Annotated in this window: 14 protein-coding genes and 2 pseudogenes; 5 read left to right on the top strand and 11 right to left on the bottom strand. The window is 50.6% G+C overall.

Features of this window, described 5'->3' with window-relative positions; all coding sequences use genetic code 11:
• Nucleotides 1-52: 52 nt before the first annotated feature.
• The 3 genes and pseudogenes from GQY55_RS18820 to sigK all read right to left on the bottom strand — a co-directional run bounded on the left by GQY55_RS18820 (nt 53) and on the right by sigK (nt 3,749).
• Nucleotides 53-1,822: an ABC transporter ATP-binding protein gene (locus tag GQY55_RS18820; RefSeq protein ID WP_236575706.1), complete on the bottom strand. Its 1,770-nt coding sequence runs from the start codon at nt 1,820-1,822 to the stop codon at nt 53-55.
• 556 nt (nt 1,823-2,378) lie between these two features.
• Nucleotides 2,379-2,754 (bottom strand): annotated as a pseudogene (locus tag GQY55_RS18830) (VOC family protein).
• Between the two features lie 281 nt (nt 2,755-3,035).
• Complete coding sequence (gene sigK, locus GQY55_RS18835; protein ID WP_160043423.1) at nt 3,036-3,749, bottom strand: RNA polymerase sporulation sigma factor SigK; 714 nt, start codon at nt 3,747-3,749, stop codon at nt 3,036-3,038.
• 384 nt (nt 3,750-4,133) lie between these two features.
• Here sigK and GQY55_RS18840 point away from each other — a divergent pair, with 384 nt between their 5' ends.
• A complete protein-coding gene (locus GQY55_RS18840; protein WP_236575707.1) occupies nt 4,134-4,883 on the top strand; it encodes a stalk domain-containing protein in 750 nt (249 codons plus the stop codon).
• A 137-nt stretch (nt 4,884-5,020) separates the two neighbouring features.
• On the opposite strand, the gene GQY55_RS18845 is transcribed toward GQY55_RS18840, so the two are convergent.
• Nucleotides 5,021-5,287: a hypothetical protein gene (locus GQY55_RS18845; RefSeq protein ID WP_236575720.1), complete on the bottom strand. Its 267-nt coding sequence runs from the start codon at nt 5,285-5,287 to the stop codon at nt 5,021-5,023.
• Between the two features lie 5 nt (nt 5,288-5,292).
• Between GQY55_RS18845 and GQY55_RS31505 the strand changes: the two are divergent.
• Nucleotides 5,293-5,493: pseudogene (locus GQY55_RS31505) on the top strand (ANTAR domain-containing response regulator); the annotation flags it as partial.
• A gap of 297 nt (nt 5,494-5,790) precedes the next feature.
• On the opposite strand, the gene GQY55_RS18855 reads toward GQY55_RS31505, so the two are convergent.
• The 4 genes from GQY55_RS18855 to GQY55_RS18870 all read right to left on the bottom strand — a co-directional run bounded on the left by GQY55_RS18855 (nt 5,791) and on the right by GQY55_RS18870 (nt 10,540).
• Nucleotides 5,791-6,423 carry a VOC family protein gene (locus GQY55_RS18855; RefSeq protein ID WP_160043425.1) on the bottom strand — a complete coding sequence of 211 codons (633 nt, stop codon included), beginning with the start codon at nt 6,421-6,423 and terminating at the stop codon, nt 5,791-5,793.
• 164 nt (nt 6,424-6,587) lie between these two features.
• Nucleotides 6,588-7,646 carry a lactonase family protein gene (locus GQY55_RS18860; protein WP_160043426.1) on the bottom strand — a complete coding sequence of 353 codons (1,059 nt, stop codon included), beginning with the start codon at nt 7,644-7,646 and terminating at the stop codon, nt 6,588-6,590.
• Between the two features lie 355 nt (nt 7,647-8,001).
• Nucleotides 8,002-9,717, bottom strand: a complete 1,716-nt coding sequence (locus GQY55_RS18865) for a GMC family oxidoreductase (RefSeq protein WP_160043427.1) — start codon at nt 9,715-9,717, stop codon at nt 8,002-8,004.
• A 25-nt stretch (nt 9,718-9,742) separates the two neighbouring features.
• Entirely contained in the window at nt 9,743-10,540 is a 798-nt protein-coding gene (locus GQY55_RS18870; protein WP_160043428.1) for a gluconate 2-dehydrogenase subunit 3 family protein, read from the bottom strand.
• A 149-nt stretch (nt 10,541-10,689) separates the two neighbouring features.
• Between GQY55_RS18870 and GQY55_RS18875 the strand changes: the two genes are divergently transcribed.
• On the top strand, nt 10,690-11,451 hold the full coding sequence (locus GQY55_RS18875; protein WP_160043429.1) for a hypothetical protein: 762 nt from the start codon (nt 10,690-10,692) through the stop codon (nt 11,449-11,451).
• Nucleotides 11,452-11,525: 74 nt separating this feature from the next.
• On the opposite strand, the gene GQY55_RS18880 is transcribed toward GQY55_RS18875, so the two are convergent.
• From GQY55_RS18880 to GQY55_RS18890, 3 genes are all read right to left on the bottom strand, one after another.
• Entirely contained in the window at nt 11,526-11,726 is a 201-nt protein-coding gene (locus tag GQY55_RS18880; protein ID WP_160043430.1) for a twin-arginine translocase TatA/TatE family subunit, read from the bottom strand.
• Complete coding sequence (gene tatC, locus GQY55_RS18885) at nt 11,719-12,474, bottom strand: twin-arginine translocase subunit TatC (protein WP_160043431.1); 756 nt, start codon at nt 12,472-12,474, stop codon at nt 11,719-11,721. The genes GQY55_RS18880 and tatC overlap by 8 nt, the downstream gene beginning before the upstream one ends.
• 488 nt (nt 12,475-12,962) lie before the next feature.
• Nucleotides 12,963-13,556, bottom strand: a complete 594-nt coding sequence (locus tag GQY55_RS18890; RefSeq protein ID WP_373309282.1) for a pentapeptide repeat-containing protein — start codon at nt 13,554-13,556, stop codon at nt 12,963-12,965.
• Nucleotides 13,557-13,806: 250 nt separating this feature from the next.
• Here GQY55_RS18890 and GQY55_RS18895 point away from each other — a divergent pair, with 250 nt between their 5' ends.
• Both GQY55_RS18895 and GQY55_RS18900 read left to right on the top strand, forming a co-directional pair.
• Nucleotides 13,807-14,751, top strand: a complete 945-nt coding sequence (locus GQY55_RS18895) for an ABC transporter permease (RefSeq protein ID WP_236575715.1) — start codon at nt 13,807-13,809, stop codon at nt 14,749-14,751.
• Between the two features lie 21 nt (nt 14,752-14,772).
• Nucleotides 14,773-15,660, top strand: a complete 888-nt coding sequence (locus GQY55_RS18900; RefSeq protein ID WP_160043434.1) for a carbohydrate ABC transporter permease — start codon at nt 14,773-14,775, stop codon at nt 15,658-15,660.
• Nucleotides 15,661-15,715: the final 55 nt, after the last annotated feature.

Raw genomic sequence — 15,715 nt, forward strand, 5'->3', positions numbered from 1 at the left:
ATGGCGTTTTGGGGCTGCCGGGAATCCACCCTGACGGCCTGAATCATCACACTTATATTTTCTGTTTTTCATGCATCGAGTAAAAAATACCTTTTCTGGACAGCAATTCATCCGGGCTGCCTTTCTCCACGATCTTGCCGTTATCGACCACGATGACGTAGTCAGCATACTTAATCGTTGATAGTCTATGCGCAATGACCAGAATGGTTTGCTGACCTTTCAATTTTAATAAAGTATCATTTAAATCACTTTCCGTGATGGCATCTAAAGCAGAAGTATATTCATCTAACATGAGAATTTTGGGATCATTCATGAAAGTTCTGGCTAATAAGATCCTTTGAATTTCTCCGCCTGATAAATTTTCTCCGTTGCTTTCAACCTTTGTATCATATTTGTTCGGCAAGGTCTCGACAAAATCTTTCACATGCGCAAGTTCAACCACATGATGAAACCTTTGGATTAGCGCCTCATTCATCTCTTCCTTTTTTATTGGATAAATAATATTCTCAAGAATGCTATGGTTCCAAAGGATCGTTTTTTGCGGATTATAGCCCACATACTTTCTAAACTTATGGATGTTGAATTCAGAAATGCTGGTTCCGTCAAGCAATATTTCTCCGGACTCCGGTTCAATATGTCGATGAACCAATTCGAATAAAGTAGATTTTCCCGACCCGCTTAAGCCTACAATGCCGATAAAGCTCCCTGGTGCTACATCTAAGTTGAAATTCGAAATCCCGGAGGAGTTTTCACCTGCGTAGCTATAAGAAACATTTTTGAATTCCAACCTAGGTATGTTATTAAAATCAGGAGTTAGGCTACCATATTTCAACTTGTCCAAATTAAGAATTTCATTTATATTTCCCGTAATGACTTTCATTCTGGTTAAATCTATATTTACTGTAAACAACGACTTAAAAATGCTGTACAGTCTTGGGAGCAATATAATAAACGCCAGTAGCGTGCCCGGTGAGATTTTTCCTGATAATATTAAATAAAGGCTGTAACCATATATAATTCCCGTAATTAACGAGATCACCGTATCCGCGATCAAGTTTACGACCATGTTATGAAAAACATAGGACTGTTTTGATATTTTCCAAGCTTGATCATTCCATTGATCCCACCTCTTTTTTTCAACCTCTTGCCCGTTAAATATTTGAACCGATTTAAGATTAGAAAAAAAATCATTTAAATAACCCATGCCTTTTTCCAGGATCGAATAATAACTTTCGTCAAGTTTTTCAGTTTTTTTTCTAAATCGTTTGAAAATGTACATAAAAACCGGAAACGAAATCATTGCAACGAACGTAAGTTCAAAGCTCATTGAAAACATGATCCACAAAGTGGCAAACAATAAAATGAGATTTGATACGACCGACATCACGGTCTCTACAACGAATACCTCACATAACATCCCGACTTGGGATGTTAGCCGGTTAATAATTTCTCCTCGTCCAACCTGATCGACCTGTTTAGGCCTAATCTGAAGTAAATGCGAAAATAATCGTACCCTTAAGTTTTTTGAAAGTTTATTTCCTAGCTCATTGTTGTAATACGCTGTAAAACTACGGAGTGCGGCAAATACAATAGGAATGAATACGATTAACAAAATATAAAAAATGGCAGTATGTATTTCCTTTTTGGGCAAAAGCTCATCGAACAAATCTTTAAAAATTACGGGTTGCAGTATGGAAACTAATGAAGCGGATATATTGAAAAATAAAATGAGAAACAGAACTTTTTTGCTTTTCTTTAACACCTCGATAATGGCACTCCTGGCTTGATTCACCATTGCACCGCCTCTCGCGATTTTTTTCACGGTTCATGCGTATAGAGTACGTAATAATGATCTCTGACATCATCGAAATCATTCACTGGTCTTCTAGAAATTTCTACCCAAGAATGAAACATAAAATCTAATGACCCTCTCTTTTTGGGTTTAGCAATAATCAACTCCGATTTTAATCCCTAAAAATTACACTGTTCCATGGCGGGCTGCGTTGACGAAGTGGAAGGGTTTATGTTCGGATCGTACCTGTCCCTTATCCCTACTGAATGTGATCTCAGCAAAGTCAGGTACATAGATGAATTCGTGATAATAATATCTAGTGCGATAGATCATTTATACCTGTCAGAATATATGTATTTACCCTAGAAATAGTAGAGTCTTATCAAATACTTTCGAACTAAACAAGTCAATTGATGCGCCTGGGATGCCGGGTGCGCGCCCTCCCCACCTGTAACGGAACGCAAAAAAGCCGGGCTGCTCGCCGAGCCCCCGGCCACTCTTTACCGTTTCATCTTATAAAACTCACTGACCGGGTCGGAAATCGCCTTCCGGGTCGGCATCGAACCGCATCATTTTAGCCGGATGTTCACTTACTTTTTTCCATCACGGCAAAGTAATTTTCTTCATCATCCGCAAAGTTAAACACTCTTCCGGCAGGCATAACGACAATTTCCCCGACCTTGACGTTTTTATTGGTTAAGTCGCCATGAATTGATCGAGATGTTCCGTAAAAAACATTAAGGAAGGCGTCCCGAGGTTCATACCGGGATCATTTTGGCAACGAACTCCTTATTATGAAGCACGATGCTTGTTTCTCCCTTGGCGGGAGCGACTTCGATCCATCTCATCTCGCCGCTCGTTTCTTCCGAAACGACGTGAAAACCCAACTTTTCCGTCCAAAAATCCCGCGACTGGTCCTGATTGTTTACATACAGCATAATTTGACCGACTTTACTGATCATTGATTTATACACTCCTTTGGTTTCGTCTTTGCCAAACTTCTTATGGCTTTCAATCCTTCGTTGTAACCATCTTTCTGTTGTTCACAATATACCACCAAAGGAATATTCCCGTCAAGGAATATTATTTGAAACTTGCGAAAATAAATCTGGAGCTATCACATGATTTCTTTTAATGTGATCATTTCGGCACCGATGAAGATCATACCCTAAAAAAAATATCCGCCTAAAATTGCTTGAGGCAGATATTGGCTAACCCTTTTGAGTTTGTTTGAATTCACCAATTAAGATTGCTTATCGCTCTTTGTCTTATAAAACTCATGATACAGCTTCATCAGCGCCCTTTTTTCGATCCGAGACACATAGCTGCGGCTGATGCCGAGCTCCTTGGCGATTTCCCGCTGCGTCCGCTCCTCTCCGCCGAACTCGAGCCCGAAGCGCCCCTTGATGACTTCCTGCTCGCGTTCGTCCAAAATGTCGAGGTTGCGATATATTTTGCTTTTCTCGATTTTCAACTGCACCATATCGGCGACATCGTCGGCTTCGCTGCCGAGGATGTCGATCAGGGTGATTTCATTGCCTTCCTTGTCAGTTCCGATCGGATCATGAAGGGAGACGTCTTTACGCGTCTTTTTTAATGATCGTAAATGCATAAGTATCTCGTTTTCGATACAGCGGGCGGCAAACGTGGCGAGTTTCGTTCCTTTTCCCGTCTGAAAGCTTTCGATCGCTTTGATCAGCCCGATGGTGCCGATCGAGATCAGATCCTCCAGGTCCTCGCCGGTGTTGTCGAATTTTTTGACGATATGAGCCACCAGCCGTAAGTTATGTTCGATCAGCATATTGCGGGCATGAGCATCTCCTTCGGACATCAATTGAAGGTATTTGCTCTCCTCTTTTTCCGTTAGGGGCTGAGGAAAAGCGTTATTTTTGACATACGATACCAGCAGCGTCAGTTCTTTAATAAACAGGGCGATAAAACTGAATAATCCGGGCAAAGATGACACCTCCTGCTGAATGGCTTAGGCACCGCGACTTCGTCTAAATAGGACGGCGGCTCACAAGTGCGGTCTGTTCATTCTATGTAGGCGATGACCCATCTGTGCCTGTACGGCCCGCGAAAAAGTGAAATTCGAATCGGGGGTATCTTTGATCGCCGCAGCAGATATGGCCGAATCGAATCCAAGGTGATGATGAACCGTTCGCCGCAAAAATTCCGCCACAAAAACGGCCCACGTGATAAAAAAGAAAAAAACGTACGGTTTGACCGGACGGCTGCAACAAACGATGGCTTTGACCTATTTTCGTGAATGTCGAAGGATTTTTCGCATAAATGTCGAAATCACCTCCTTGAAAAAGACCAAACAAGGAGGAATTTGTAAATGAAGAAAAAGATGCTACTGACGGCTTCCTTGGGCTTGTCCTTTGTGCTGGGCACGGTAACCGCCTCTCAAGCTGCCTCTACCTTGGAGAAAATCCAGGCCAATTTGAATCATGGGCTCACTTTCCTGCTCAACGGGGAAGCTTGGACGCCTAAAGACGCCAACGGCGCAAAAGCCACGCCGATCAGCTACAAAGGAACGACATACGTGCCGCTCCGCGCTGTGGCCGAAGCCACAGGAGCGGAAGTGAAGTTTGACGGAGCCAAGCAGCAAATCACGATATCCACCGGCTCAAATCAAGCAGAAGCGGAAACGCCCAACAAGCAAGGAGAACGGGTACCGTTCAGCGTCAACAACGTTTCCCATCTCAAATGGAGTTATTTTGCGAGCGGCATCACGCGCAACAAAGCGGATCTGCTGTTCGGGGAAACCCAATACGAGACGGCTTTCATCGTTAACGAAGTCAACAGCGCAGGCCAAGGCGTCGCCTTTAAAGTCAAAGAAGGGACGAAACGGGTAGGCGTCCTTGTCGGATTTAAATCGCCGAAAAGCGACGGCACGGCAACGTATTCCATCGCGGATAAAGACGGCCAGGCGCTTGCGACGGGCCAAATCGGAAACGGCAAAGTCGTCAACAACGAATTGGTGCTTCCTGCAGGGACGACGGAGCTTTACGTGACTTTCAAAGGCCCGGCCGGCGAAAAATCGACAGGATACATCCTATGGGATGAAAGCTGGCTGGAAAACTAAAGGCTCTCTTAAAAAAGAAAACGGCGCCGCATGCGGATGCGGGCCGTTTTTGTGATTTTCGCCGTACCCCCGGCCCTTCCCAGCCCCTTTCCGGCAAGACCGCTTAAATCAGCCGATCCGCTCCCGGGCCTCTTCCGTCAGCCGGAGCACTGTTTCCGTACGCGCACGACTTCGCCGATGATTAGGAGCGCAGGATTTTTCACTTTCATCCTTCGGCAGACGTGAGGGATACTGCCCAGCGTGCCGATCAATATGCGTTCGGCCTCGCCCGTTCCCTGCTCGATCACCGCGGCGGGGCTCGCTTCAGATTTGCCGTGCACGATCAGCTCCCGCAAATTTCCTCCATCCGTCCAACGCCCATATAAACGACGAGCGTATCGACGCCGTGCGCCAGCAAATCCCATCTGTGGCACGGATCGAGGAACGGAAATGGATCGACCAAGCGAAAGGCATTTTATGCGAGCTGAAAAACATATCGGACGCCGAAGCTTATGACCTGCTGCGGAAGCAGGCATTGAACGAGCGGAAACGAATGGTCGACGTGGCAACCTCCATCGTTCGTCTTCACCCATTGCTTCGCCGATCCGATTCCGGAGGGATCAACAAATGATGGCTGGGCGGGCGTACTCCATTGAAGAAGGGATATGCCTGCAAAACGCCGCTGGAATCCGGCAAGCCGTGGACGTTATACTGCCGTTAGTGAGCGAACATAAAAATTGCCGGATGAATATTCGACGTTTCGACACGATTGCGCACATCTGAGGATTCATGTCGTCGACGGCGAACGTATGGAAAGAGATCCTCATAACCAGCCGTCCGCCGTGCAACCTGGTATTGGTGCCGCATTGCGCCCAGGCGATTTAAACGAAAAACGCTGCAAGCCCTCTTCGGGCTTGCAGCGGACCATTTAACAAAATTCCATGACGCCAACGTCTTGGATATGAACCTTCACCGGAAAAATCTCCGCGGTTTTTTTCGCGAAAAACCAGCGCCGGTCTTTTTTTACGACGATCAGCAGCCCGTACTCGTCCCCGACCGGCACAAATTCGAGGCCGCCTTCCCGATACTTCGGAAACCCCCGGCCGACAAGCTCATCCACAAACGGCGGCACTTCCTCCTTCACGATGCCGACTTCGCTGACGCATAGCAGGCTTTCCGCATCAAAGGGTCGGTCCGACGCGTTATTCAGGCTGTGCCTTGCGATCAGCTCCAGGATATTGCCGGCGGGGTCCTCGAAATACACCGAATGGGCGTTCCAATCGGTAGAATTCGTTTCGTCTTCGCCGTCTTCCGTGTTCAGCGCCGTTTTTTCGGCGATCCAAGCTTTTGCCTCCCGGAACCGGTTTTCGGGGATGTTAAACGCAAAATGGTAAAAAGGCCGCCCTTCCTGCGTTTCTTCAAACGTCAGCGTTGTTTCGCCGATCCGCAGCGATAAAAAACTCTCCCCCTCCGCAACCACCGGCACCTGCAGCACATCCTTGTAAAAATGCTTGAGCGAATCAAGCTCGGCCGTTTTTAACGTCACATCGATAAAGCGCATCTCAACAACCTCCTTGGCGGTAATTTTTTCCTTTCCTTTGGTTAGATCTTAACGGACCCGCTCCCCGTTTTCAATTCCCTTCAAGCTAAAAGCCAACCTTCGTCTGCATAAAAAAAGCCCCGGATATCCGGGACTTCCCTTATTTATAAAATGATCCTTCCGGCTTAAAACCGGTCGGCCCACACGCATACCGGCTTTGAAATTTGGGCCGATTTGCCCGTAAAGGCCAGCTTGCCGCTGTCCGCGTCTCTCGCAAACACGGCGAGGTTGTTCGTATCCCGGTTCACGACAAGCACGTAACGTCCGCCCGGTACGATGGAAAAATGGCGCGGATGTCTGCCTTCCACGGATACATGCTGAACCGCGTCAAGCTTGCCTGTTTCCGCATCCACCGCGTAGACGACGATGCTGTCATGCCCGCGGTTGGATCCGTACAGGAAACGTCCGTCTGCCGAAATCGCAATTTCCGCGCATCCGTTCTCGACCTTTACGCCTTCCGGCAGCGTCGATACGGTTTCGATTTCCGTCAAGGATCCCTGCTCCGCGTCGTAACGGAACGCCGTGACGGTCGATTGCAGCTCGTTGATGACGTAAGCGAATTTTCCGTTCGGATGGAACGTAAGGTGGCGCGGCCCGGCGCCTTCCTTCACCGTCGCTTCGCTCACCGGAACCAGCTTGTCCTGATCGATGCGGTATGTAAAAATGGTGTCCAGCCCCAAATCGCATACGAACAAAAACCGGCCGTCCGGACTATAGAAAGAGGAGTGAACATGCGATTTTTGCTCGTGTTTCCGCCCTTCATGGTTCCGGATGTCCAGCACCCGGCCTACCGTGCCGTCTTCCTTCATTTCGACCAGGCTGATCGAACCTTTATGGTAGCTCGTCAAAGTCAAATAACGGTTATCCGCGCTGCGCTGAATGTGGCAGGACGGTCCGTTCAGGGCATTCGCGCGGCTGGTTTCCTTCAGCTTGCCTTCTTCCGCATCGATATCGTACGATACCGCGTCGCTTTGCTTCGCCCCGTCCACCGCCGTTTCGCTGATCGCGTACAATTTGCGCCGCGGCGCGTCCAAATTCAGGAACGTCGGGTTTTTGAGCCCCGATACTTGATCCAGCCGGGTAAGCTCTCCATTGGTTTCGTCAAAAGCATATACATATACGCCGTCCGCAGATTCTTCAGCATACGAACCTACGAATACGAGCATGCGCTGTTTATCTGCCATTTCGGTTTCGCCTCTTCTCAACTTTTTGTGTAACTTTGCAAATCGAATACCAGGATTTTGCAAAACGTTCGATTCCGGCCGCTCCCGGGTACAATATATAGACGAATGAAACCGTTTCGCTCCATATATTGCTGATTGAAAGCCGCTCCTTGGACTTTTGCAAAATCCTCATATGAAAACATTGTATCATTTTCAGCCGGTTTTCCGCAAAACATTTCGGAAGGCCGAGAGCTTTTTCAAGCTTCTTGGACAGCGGCATCAACGCGGTTTTTCCGGCAACAATCGAGATTTTACCGCCGACAAAAAAGCCGCCCCGGATCGAAACGATCGCTCGGGACGGCTCCCTCTGCCGGTGTTACACGAGGCTTCCGGGTTTTTTGCGGTATTTGAGAATCCCTTCAGCCGCCCGGTACGCCAGCGCACCCACGGTGCCTGTAGGGTTGTAGCCGCTGTTATGCGGGAATGCGGATGCCCCGATGACGAACAGATTATCGACGTCCCACATTTGCAGGTAATTGTTGACCGCGGAGGTGTCGGGGCTGCTTCCCATGATCACCCCGCCGGTGTTGTGCGTCGATTGGTACGTCGTAATTTCGTACGGCGCCAGCTTCGTATTGGCCACGACGTTGTTTGCGCCCATCTGTTTCAGGATTTCGCCGCATTTGGCCCCCATGAATTTGACCAGCTCCCTGTCCTGGTCCTCGAAGTCGAACGTAATCCGCATAAGCGGATCGCCGAATTCGTCCTTGTACGTCGGGTCGAGGTCCAGGTAATGATGGCGGAACGGCATGCAGGAGCCTTGAGCGCCGACATTCAAATGGCGGTTCGCGTATTTAATGGAAGCCGCTTTGTAGTCCTTGCCCCAGGTCGGCGTTCCCGGCGGAACCGTGTTGTTCTGGATCGGCCGCGCCCCGGTTTGGCTGTAGGAAATGTTGGCTCCGTGAATGAAATTGAGGTCTTTATGGTCGAAGTTGTCGCCGTTGAAATCGTCGATGCACATGCCAAGCGACCCCGCTCCGGCAAACAGGTTGAATTCCTTGTCTTCGTAAAAGCCGACGGCGGCGCCTTTAAGCACCTGGTAGGCATAGTTTCTGCCGATCACACCCGTTCCCGTTTTCGGATCGTAAGGTTTGCCGATGTTCGACAACAGCAGCAGGCGGGAGTTGTTAAAGACATAACTTGTCAGCACGACGATGTCGGCCGGTTGTTCGTATTCTTCGCCGGTGGTGGTATCGATGTAAAGCACGCCCGTCGCTTTGCCGCCTTTGTGCAGCACCCGTCTGACGTTGGAATGCGTGCGCAGCTCGAATTTGCCCGTGTTTTTCGCAACGGGAATGACCGTGACGACCGGATCGGCTTTCGCCCCGTATTCGCAGCCGAAACGCTCGCAATATCCGCAATATTGGCAGGCCGCGCGCGCAATGCCGTCCGGGTTCGTGTATTGGTCCGACAGGTTCGCGGAAGGCATATGGTACGGATGGTAGTTCAGCCCTTTGCAGGAGTCGGCGAACAATTTCATCCCCGGCGTCGTTTTCATCGGCCCCGTCGGATATTTTTCGGAACGTTTGCCTCCAAGCGGGTTTTCCTCCCCGGAAATGCCGGCGGTTTTTTCGAATTTGAGGAAGTACGGCTCCAGCTCATCGTATGTAATACCCCAATCCTGGATCGTCATCCCGTCAGGGATTTTATTTTTCCCGTAACGTTCGATCGTTTTGGACCGGATTTCGAAGTCGTACGGAAGGAAACGGAAGGTTTGTCCGTTCCAGTGCACGCCCGAACCTCCCAGCCCGTCGCCGAGCAAGAAGGAACCGTAGGAACGCATCGGCAGCGCCCGGATTTTTTCGTTGCCGCGGAACGTGATCGTCTCCCGGGACAAATCCTGAAACATCTCGTACCGCAGCGCGTAGCGCAATTCGTCGTGCACCATGAAATAATCTTCGGTTTTTCTTTCTTTGCCGCGTTCAAGGCCGACGACGGACAAGCCCTGCTTGGTCAGCTCCGAAGCGATGATGCCGCCTCCCCAGCCGACGCCGACGATGACGACATCCGTTTTTGGCAGTTTCGTAGCCATAATTAAATCACCTCTGGTTGTATTTTTAGGAATGTGGCAGATGCTCTTTCAAGCTGACCGGCGGTATTTTAGCGAATTGGTCCTGCTCGATGATTTTTGTGTAAGACATTTGGTTGCCGGGATAATTTTTCAGCTTCCAGCCGTTCATGTTGGTGTTTCCGCCGTACAGCGGATCCGCATAGACGCCTTCCATCGTTGCGTTGAAAAGCGTTTTGAAAAAGCCGCTGGCCGAAATGGTCGTCAGCTTGACCTCGTCCGTTTCGAATGCCTTAAGCACGGCATCCTGCTCCTCCGGGGCAAGATCCTTGAACTTTTTCTGGTATTTTTTATTGCTGTAGTTTTGCATCTCCTGAAGGGCGATATCGAAAATTTCGCGGCGTTTCAGGCGGCCCTGGTAACCTTGCGTCGTTTCCCCTTTGTAGAAGGGACCCTGCATGTATTCCCTGCCGTTGTTGCCCCATTCGCCGGCAAGCTGGTGATCGATGTAGTAAGCAACGCCAAGCTCCTTGGCTCCGGGCCCGTTATCGTCCGCAGGGAAAAGGCGTTCCGTGGCGGCTTCCGTAATTAAAAACTGTTCCTGGGTGAAGTACATGAGCGCCTGGTTGAAATTGACGGTTTCCGTCGCCGGAGCCTGGTTGTTGGCGGTGCCGTTGTTCACGTTATTGTTCGTGGTCGCTTTTTTTGGCGTCCGCAGCAAACTGCCGACGACTCCGCCGACGATCAGGCCGCCGACGGCATATCCCGAATTTTTCAAGAAATTCCGGCGCGATTGGTCCGGTTCTCTATGGTCTTTCAACTCTTTCTCTTCGGTTTCGTTAGCCATAAATGTCAACCTCCAACTGGTGTCGATGCACTCCAATGATTTGGGGTAACATCAGTTTTTTGTTATTTTGTCGAAATATCCCACAAATAATACATCCCCGGAAAGATAATCATAATCGTATGTTCAACATATCCAGGGAGGGATTAACAATGAAAGGATCCATCGTCAAAATCGCCGTTCCCGCGATCTGTGCCGCCATCGCCCTCAGCGGCTGCACCGGCACGCCCAAGCAAAAAGCGCAGACGAAGCCGGTCCGGATTCAATCGAACGCCAACCACCCCCACGGCGCCCATCGGTTGACGAACGACGGACTTCGGGAAGACGCAAGCACCGACGGACATCCGCATCTGAACAGCATTAAAGTCATTCCGAAATTCAACGGGGAAAAAGTCCGCACGACCAACGAAAACGGGACGACCTACAGCGGAATGGGCTCCGGCGTCTACAGCCGCATCGGCACCTCCAGCCTGCACAACACGCCGGAATCCAAAACGCTCGAAGACCGGCTGGAATCCGCCGGCATTACCGGCATCAGCGTGCTGACCCTCGGGGATTCGGTCTACATCGGCGATCCGGAGCATCACACCCACATCAAAAACTCCGAACCGCAGCCGCATAAAGTGCTCAGCCCGAACGAAGGCTCGTCCGGCAGAGGGTATATGAGCCAAAAAGGCGGGTACGGCTACACCATCGGACAGCGCGACAACACGAAAACCAATCTGCAGGTGATCCGCGCCGAAACGTTGGGCGTATACGGAAAAAAAGTAAAGGTCTACACCGTTCACGATCCAAAAGCCATCCAGGCGATCAAACGGGTCAAAACCGCGATGCGCGCAGGCACGCCGGTCTCCAAAATGAGCAAAGACATGGCCGTCATCAAAAAAAGCGCACATTTGGATCAAAACAAATAAAGCTTGCATGAATGGGAACGAAAACACCTCCTTTAGCGCCAAAAGCGTTATAAGGAGGTGTTTTTCGTAAGATGTTAGTTTTTTTCGGCCAGTTTTTCCGGCTCGGCGGCAGGTTCGTTCGTAATGTCTTCGACGACACCTTTGGTGGAGGAGCGGAATTCCCGCAGCGTGTCCCCCACAGCCCGGCCCAGCTGGGGAAGCTTGGACGGTCCGAATACGACCAGGGCGATCATCAGGATGATCAGAAGCCCCGGCAGCCCGATATTGTTAAACATGGTTGGCGCCTCCTTTCGGATCAAGAATCGGTTGCCCCGTCTCCTTCCGGCGCAAATACCATCCGGAAACGAGAATGCTGAGTTCGAACAGCAAAATGAGCGGAATGGTCACGGACAGATGCGAAACGAAATCCGGCGGCGAAATCATCGACCCGACAATGGCCAGGGCCAGATAGACGTATTTCCGCACTTTTTTCAGCTGCGTCGGCCCCAAAATACCGAGCCGGGTCAGAAACAGAACGACGGCCGGCATTTCGAAGGCAAGCGCAAGCGGAAACACGACGCTGAACAGAAGGGAAAAATAACGATCCATCCCGTACGTTTCGACCGCACCAACCGTTTGGTTCATTTTGGAGAGGAAGGAGACCATCATCGGAAACGCGACGTAAAAGCTGAACGCAATCCCAATCATGAACAGAAGGAATGCCAGCGGAACGAACCAAAACGTTTTTTTGGCCTCCTCATTGGTCAAGCCGGGTCGCACGAACGCCCAAATATGGTACAGCGCAAGCGGAACGGTGAAAAATACAGCCACCAGAAAGCCGCATTTCATGTAGATGAACATGCCGTCCGTCAGGGAAAACACGTTCCACACGATATCGGCGGCGGCTGGCCGGGTTTTCATGTACAGCAGCACTTTGGGTGACATGTACAAACCCGCCGCCAGCGTTACGATAAAAAAGAGCATGACCCAGATCAGGCGTTTCCGCAGCTCCGTCAGGTGGGTGACCCATTCTTCACTGTTCATCAATGAACCGCCTCCTCATATGGCGCCTGCCCGACGGGCCGGTCCGGACATGGCGCTCAGCGATATGTATATTGTATCCAGGTTTTGCAGAATTATAGATAAATTTGTCGGCAACGTGTGAATCAGGCGCGGCCCCTGACATCATTGAAATAAAGGAACCCATCGATTTTGCAAATTAGGCTCCGTTGATAAAAAAGGAAAATTGCAAACCCAATGTAAGTACGCGAAAAAGCCGTGGTCTGGTGCAAGCGAACAGCAAAAAGGGGATTTTCCGCTCGGAAAATCCCCTTTTGCTAATACTTAGAAAGTATCAACTACAGAGCCACTGCCTTCCTGATATTGCAGGAAAAACTACCTTATAAACGCGGTCTGTCTTCTTAGGAGGTACGTCGATATTTTCTTAACAATATGAATTTATAATTTCCGGGCTCCCGCAAAGACCTGATTCGGCTTCGAAGCCATTGACCCGCGATGTTGCGCTGTTTGGTTTATTCCACCTTAGCCCCGTAAGATCGGGCCACGTTAACCGCTTGCTCCAAATCGAGCCGCACCCCTGTCAGGTCAAACGACCTGTAATCGATCCGGTCCATTTTCGCTCCCCGCAAATCCGCTCCTTTCAAAGCCGCTTTGAACAGCTTCGCGCCGGAAAGATCGGCTTCCCGCAAGTCCGCCTTTTGCAGATTGCATTCGCTGAGATCCGCTTCGATCAGGCGAATGCCTTTGAGCACCTGCTTCGACAGGTTCGCCTGCCGCAGGTTCGTATAAGACCACTCCCCGCCCTGAATCGTGATGCCGTCCAGATAGGCTCCCCCGAAATCGCTGCCCGTCATTTTGCAGTCCTCCCATTTCGAGACAAACAGGTTCGCGCCGGCAAACCGGCAATTCGTAAACGCCGACCGCGTGTGCAAGGAAGCGTTAAACGCGGCGCCTCCAAAATCGCATTCGATAAACTGGCAGCCTGCGGTCCATATTTCGTTCATTTCCGTGCCGCGGAAGAGGCAGCGCGTGAAAACGCAGCCCTTCAGTTCCCCGCTTCTTAAATCGGCCTGGCTAAAATCCTTGTTCTCATATCTTTCGTCCATGTATTGAAACATGAGCGTTTTCACTCCTTCAGCGGCCCGCGCCGGATGTCTTTTCCTAGATCGTAACAAACATACGTTCCTTCAACAAGGACGGATCGGGCCGAATTTTGTCGCAAGACCCGAAAAAAGCAACCCTAAAAACGAAATTTTGGACCTGTTACTTTCCTCCACCCCCTTCTACAATAGAAGATGCAACAATGAAAGCACTTACAGGGGGTCGGAACTCATGCGTGCCAAGCTAGGCGCAAACATGGCGCAGCCCGAAGCTCCCGCTGCGGCGGGAAAGCGGAATTTGCTTCTCAAAAAGCTGCTCAGCCAGAAATATTTGCAGGTCATGGCGCTCCTCGGCGTCGCCTGGATGATCATTTTCAATTACATACCGATGTACGGCATCATCATCGCGTTCAAGCAGTACGTCATCACGCGTCCCATTTCGGAAGCGCCTTGGGTCGGACTCGAGCATTTCAAAGCGTTTTTCGAAGACGAGGATTTGCCGCGCGTCATCTGGAACACGATCGGCATCAGCATGATCAAGCTGGTCATCGGTTTTCCGCTGCCGATTTTGTTCGCGCTGTTCCTGAACGAGCTGCGTTCGATCCGGATGAAAAAGGCGGTGCAGACGATCTCGTACCTGCCCCATTTCCTGTCCTGGGTTATCCTCGGCGGCATTTTGGCCACCTGGCTGGCGGACGTCGGCATCATCAACCATATTTTGATGGCGCTGCACGTCATCGACGAGCCGATCAGCTACCTGGCCGAACCGAAATATTTTTGGGGCATCGTCGTCGCCTCGGACATTTGGAAGGAGCTCGGATGGTCGGCCATCATTTATCTCGCCGCCATCGCCGGCGTTTCGCCCGATCTCCACGAGGCCGCAACCATCGACGGCGCCGGTCGCTTTAAGCGGATGTGGCATGTGACGCTGCCCGGCATCCGCAGCACGATTACCATCCTGCTCATTTTGGCGGTCAGCGGCATTTTGAACTCGAATTTCGATCAGATTTTGGTGCTGCGCAATTCGCTCAACGAAAGCGCCAGCAGCGTCATCGACGTGTACGTGTACCAGACGGGCCTCGTCAACAACCGTTTCTCTTATTCGACGGCGGTCGGTCTGATCAAATCTTTGATTGCTTTGGTACTGCTTCTCATCGCCAACTCGGCATCCAAGAGAATCAACGGTACATCCCTATTTTAACGAAAAGGTGGTTGATGCCCCATGTTCAAACGGAATCGAACAACTGCCGGGGATGCGGCCTTTGACGCCGTCAACGTGCTGATCATGCTTGCCGTCTGCTTCGTGACGCTGTACCCGATCTGGTACGTGCTCGTCAATTCCTTTAACGAAGGACAAGACGCCATGCGCGGAGGCATTTACTGGTGGCCGCGGATTTTCAGCCTGGAAAGCTACGAGGCCGTTTTCCGCAGCAGCGGCATCATGACGGCGATGGGGGTCACGGTGGCCAAAACGCTGATCGGCACGGCGGTGCACGTGTTTTTTACGGCGATGGTCGCCTACGCCTTCTCCCGGCGGGAGCTTGTCGGGCAGAAGCTGTACATTTTGATCGGCACGGTCACCCTGTTTTTCAACAGCGGCCTGATTCCCTATTATTTGCTGATCCGCGATCTTCATTTGCTCGACAACTTTTTGGTGTACATCATTCCGGCCATGTTCAGCTTTTTCGACCTGATCATTTTTATGACCTTTTTCCGCGAAATACCGGACGGTCTGGAGGAAGCGGCGAAAATCGACGGAGCGAACGACCTGTCCATTTTCGTGCGCGTCATCATCCCGGTGTCGATGCCCGTCATTGCGACGATCGCCCTGTTTCACGGGGTGTACCAATGGAACGACTACTTCACCGGCATGATTTATATCAACAACATGGACCTGCAGCCGATCCAAACCTATTTGTACCGGATCGTCGCCCAGTCCAGCTCCAACCAGATGGCCGCGGCCATGCCCGGAGGCATATCCAAAAACGTCACCTCCCAGTCCATCAAGCTGGCGACCATGGTCGTGACGACCGCGCCGATCGTGCTTGCTTATCCGTTCCTGCAAAGGTATTTCGTGAAAGGCCTCATGATCGGCTCCATCAAGGGGTAAGCGGCGCCGGAGTTTTTTCCCAAGCGGTAACACGGTTTCACCAAAATATAAAAAG

The sequence above is a fragment of the Paenibacillus sp. USDA918EY genome (genome assembly GCF_009870825.1).
In the GTDB taxonomy this organism is placed as follows: domain Bacteria; phylum Bacillota; class Bacilli; order Paenibacillales; family Paenibacillaceae; genus Paenibacillus_AQ; species Paenibacillus_AQ albilobatus.

Coding starts and splice junctions, on each gene's coding strand:
- GQY55_RS18840 (WP_236575707.1), top strand. CDS start 4,134: ATGAAGAAAAAGATGCTACTGACGGCTTCCTTGGGCTTGTCCTTTGTG.
- GQY55_RS18845 (WP_236575720.1), bottom strand. CDS start 5,287: ATGGGATTTGCTGGCGCACGGCGTCGATACGCTCGTCGTTTATATGGG.
- GQY55_RS18855 (WP_160043425.1), bottom strand. CDS start 6,423: ATGCGCTTTATCGATGTGACGTTAAAAACGGCCGAGCTTGATTCGCTC.
- GQY55_RS18860 (WP_160043426.1), bottom strand. CDS start 7,646: ATGGCAGATAAACAGCGCATGCTCGTATTCGTAGGTTCGTATGCTGAA.
- GQY55_RS18865 (WP_160043427.1), bottom strand. CDS start 9,717: ATGGCTACGAAACTGCCAAAAACGGATGTCGTCATCGTCGGCGTCGGC.
- GQY55_RS18870 (WP_160043428.1), bottom strand. CDS start 10,540: ATGGCTAACGAAACCGAAGAGAAAGAGTTGAAAGACCATAGAGAACCG.
- GQY55_RS18875 (WP_160043429.1), top strand. CDS start 10,690: ATGAAAGGATCCATCGTCAAAATCGCCGTTCCCGCGATCTGTGCCGCC.
- GQY55_RS18880 (WP_160043430.1), bottom strand. CDS start 11,726: ATGTTTAACAATATCGGGCTGCCGGGGCTTCTGATCATCCTGATGATC.
- tatC (WP_160043431.1), bottom strand. CDS start 12,474: ATGAACAGTGAAGAATGGGTCACCCACCTGACGGAGCTGCGGAAACGC.
- GQY55_RS18890 (WP_373309282.1), bottom strand. CDS start 13,556: ATGGACGAAAGATATGAGAACAAGGATTTTAGCCAGGCCGATTTAAGA.
- GQY55_RS18895 (WP_236575715.1), top strand. CDS start 13,807: ATGGCGCAGCCCGAAGCTCCCGCTGCGGCGGGAAAGCGGAATTTGCTT.
- GQY55_RS18900 (WP_160043434.1), top strand. CDS start 14,773: ATGTTCAAACGGAATCGAACAACTGCCGGGGATGCGGCCTTTGACGCC.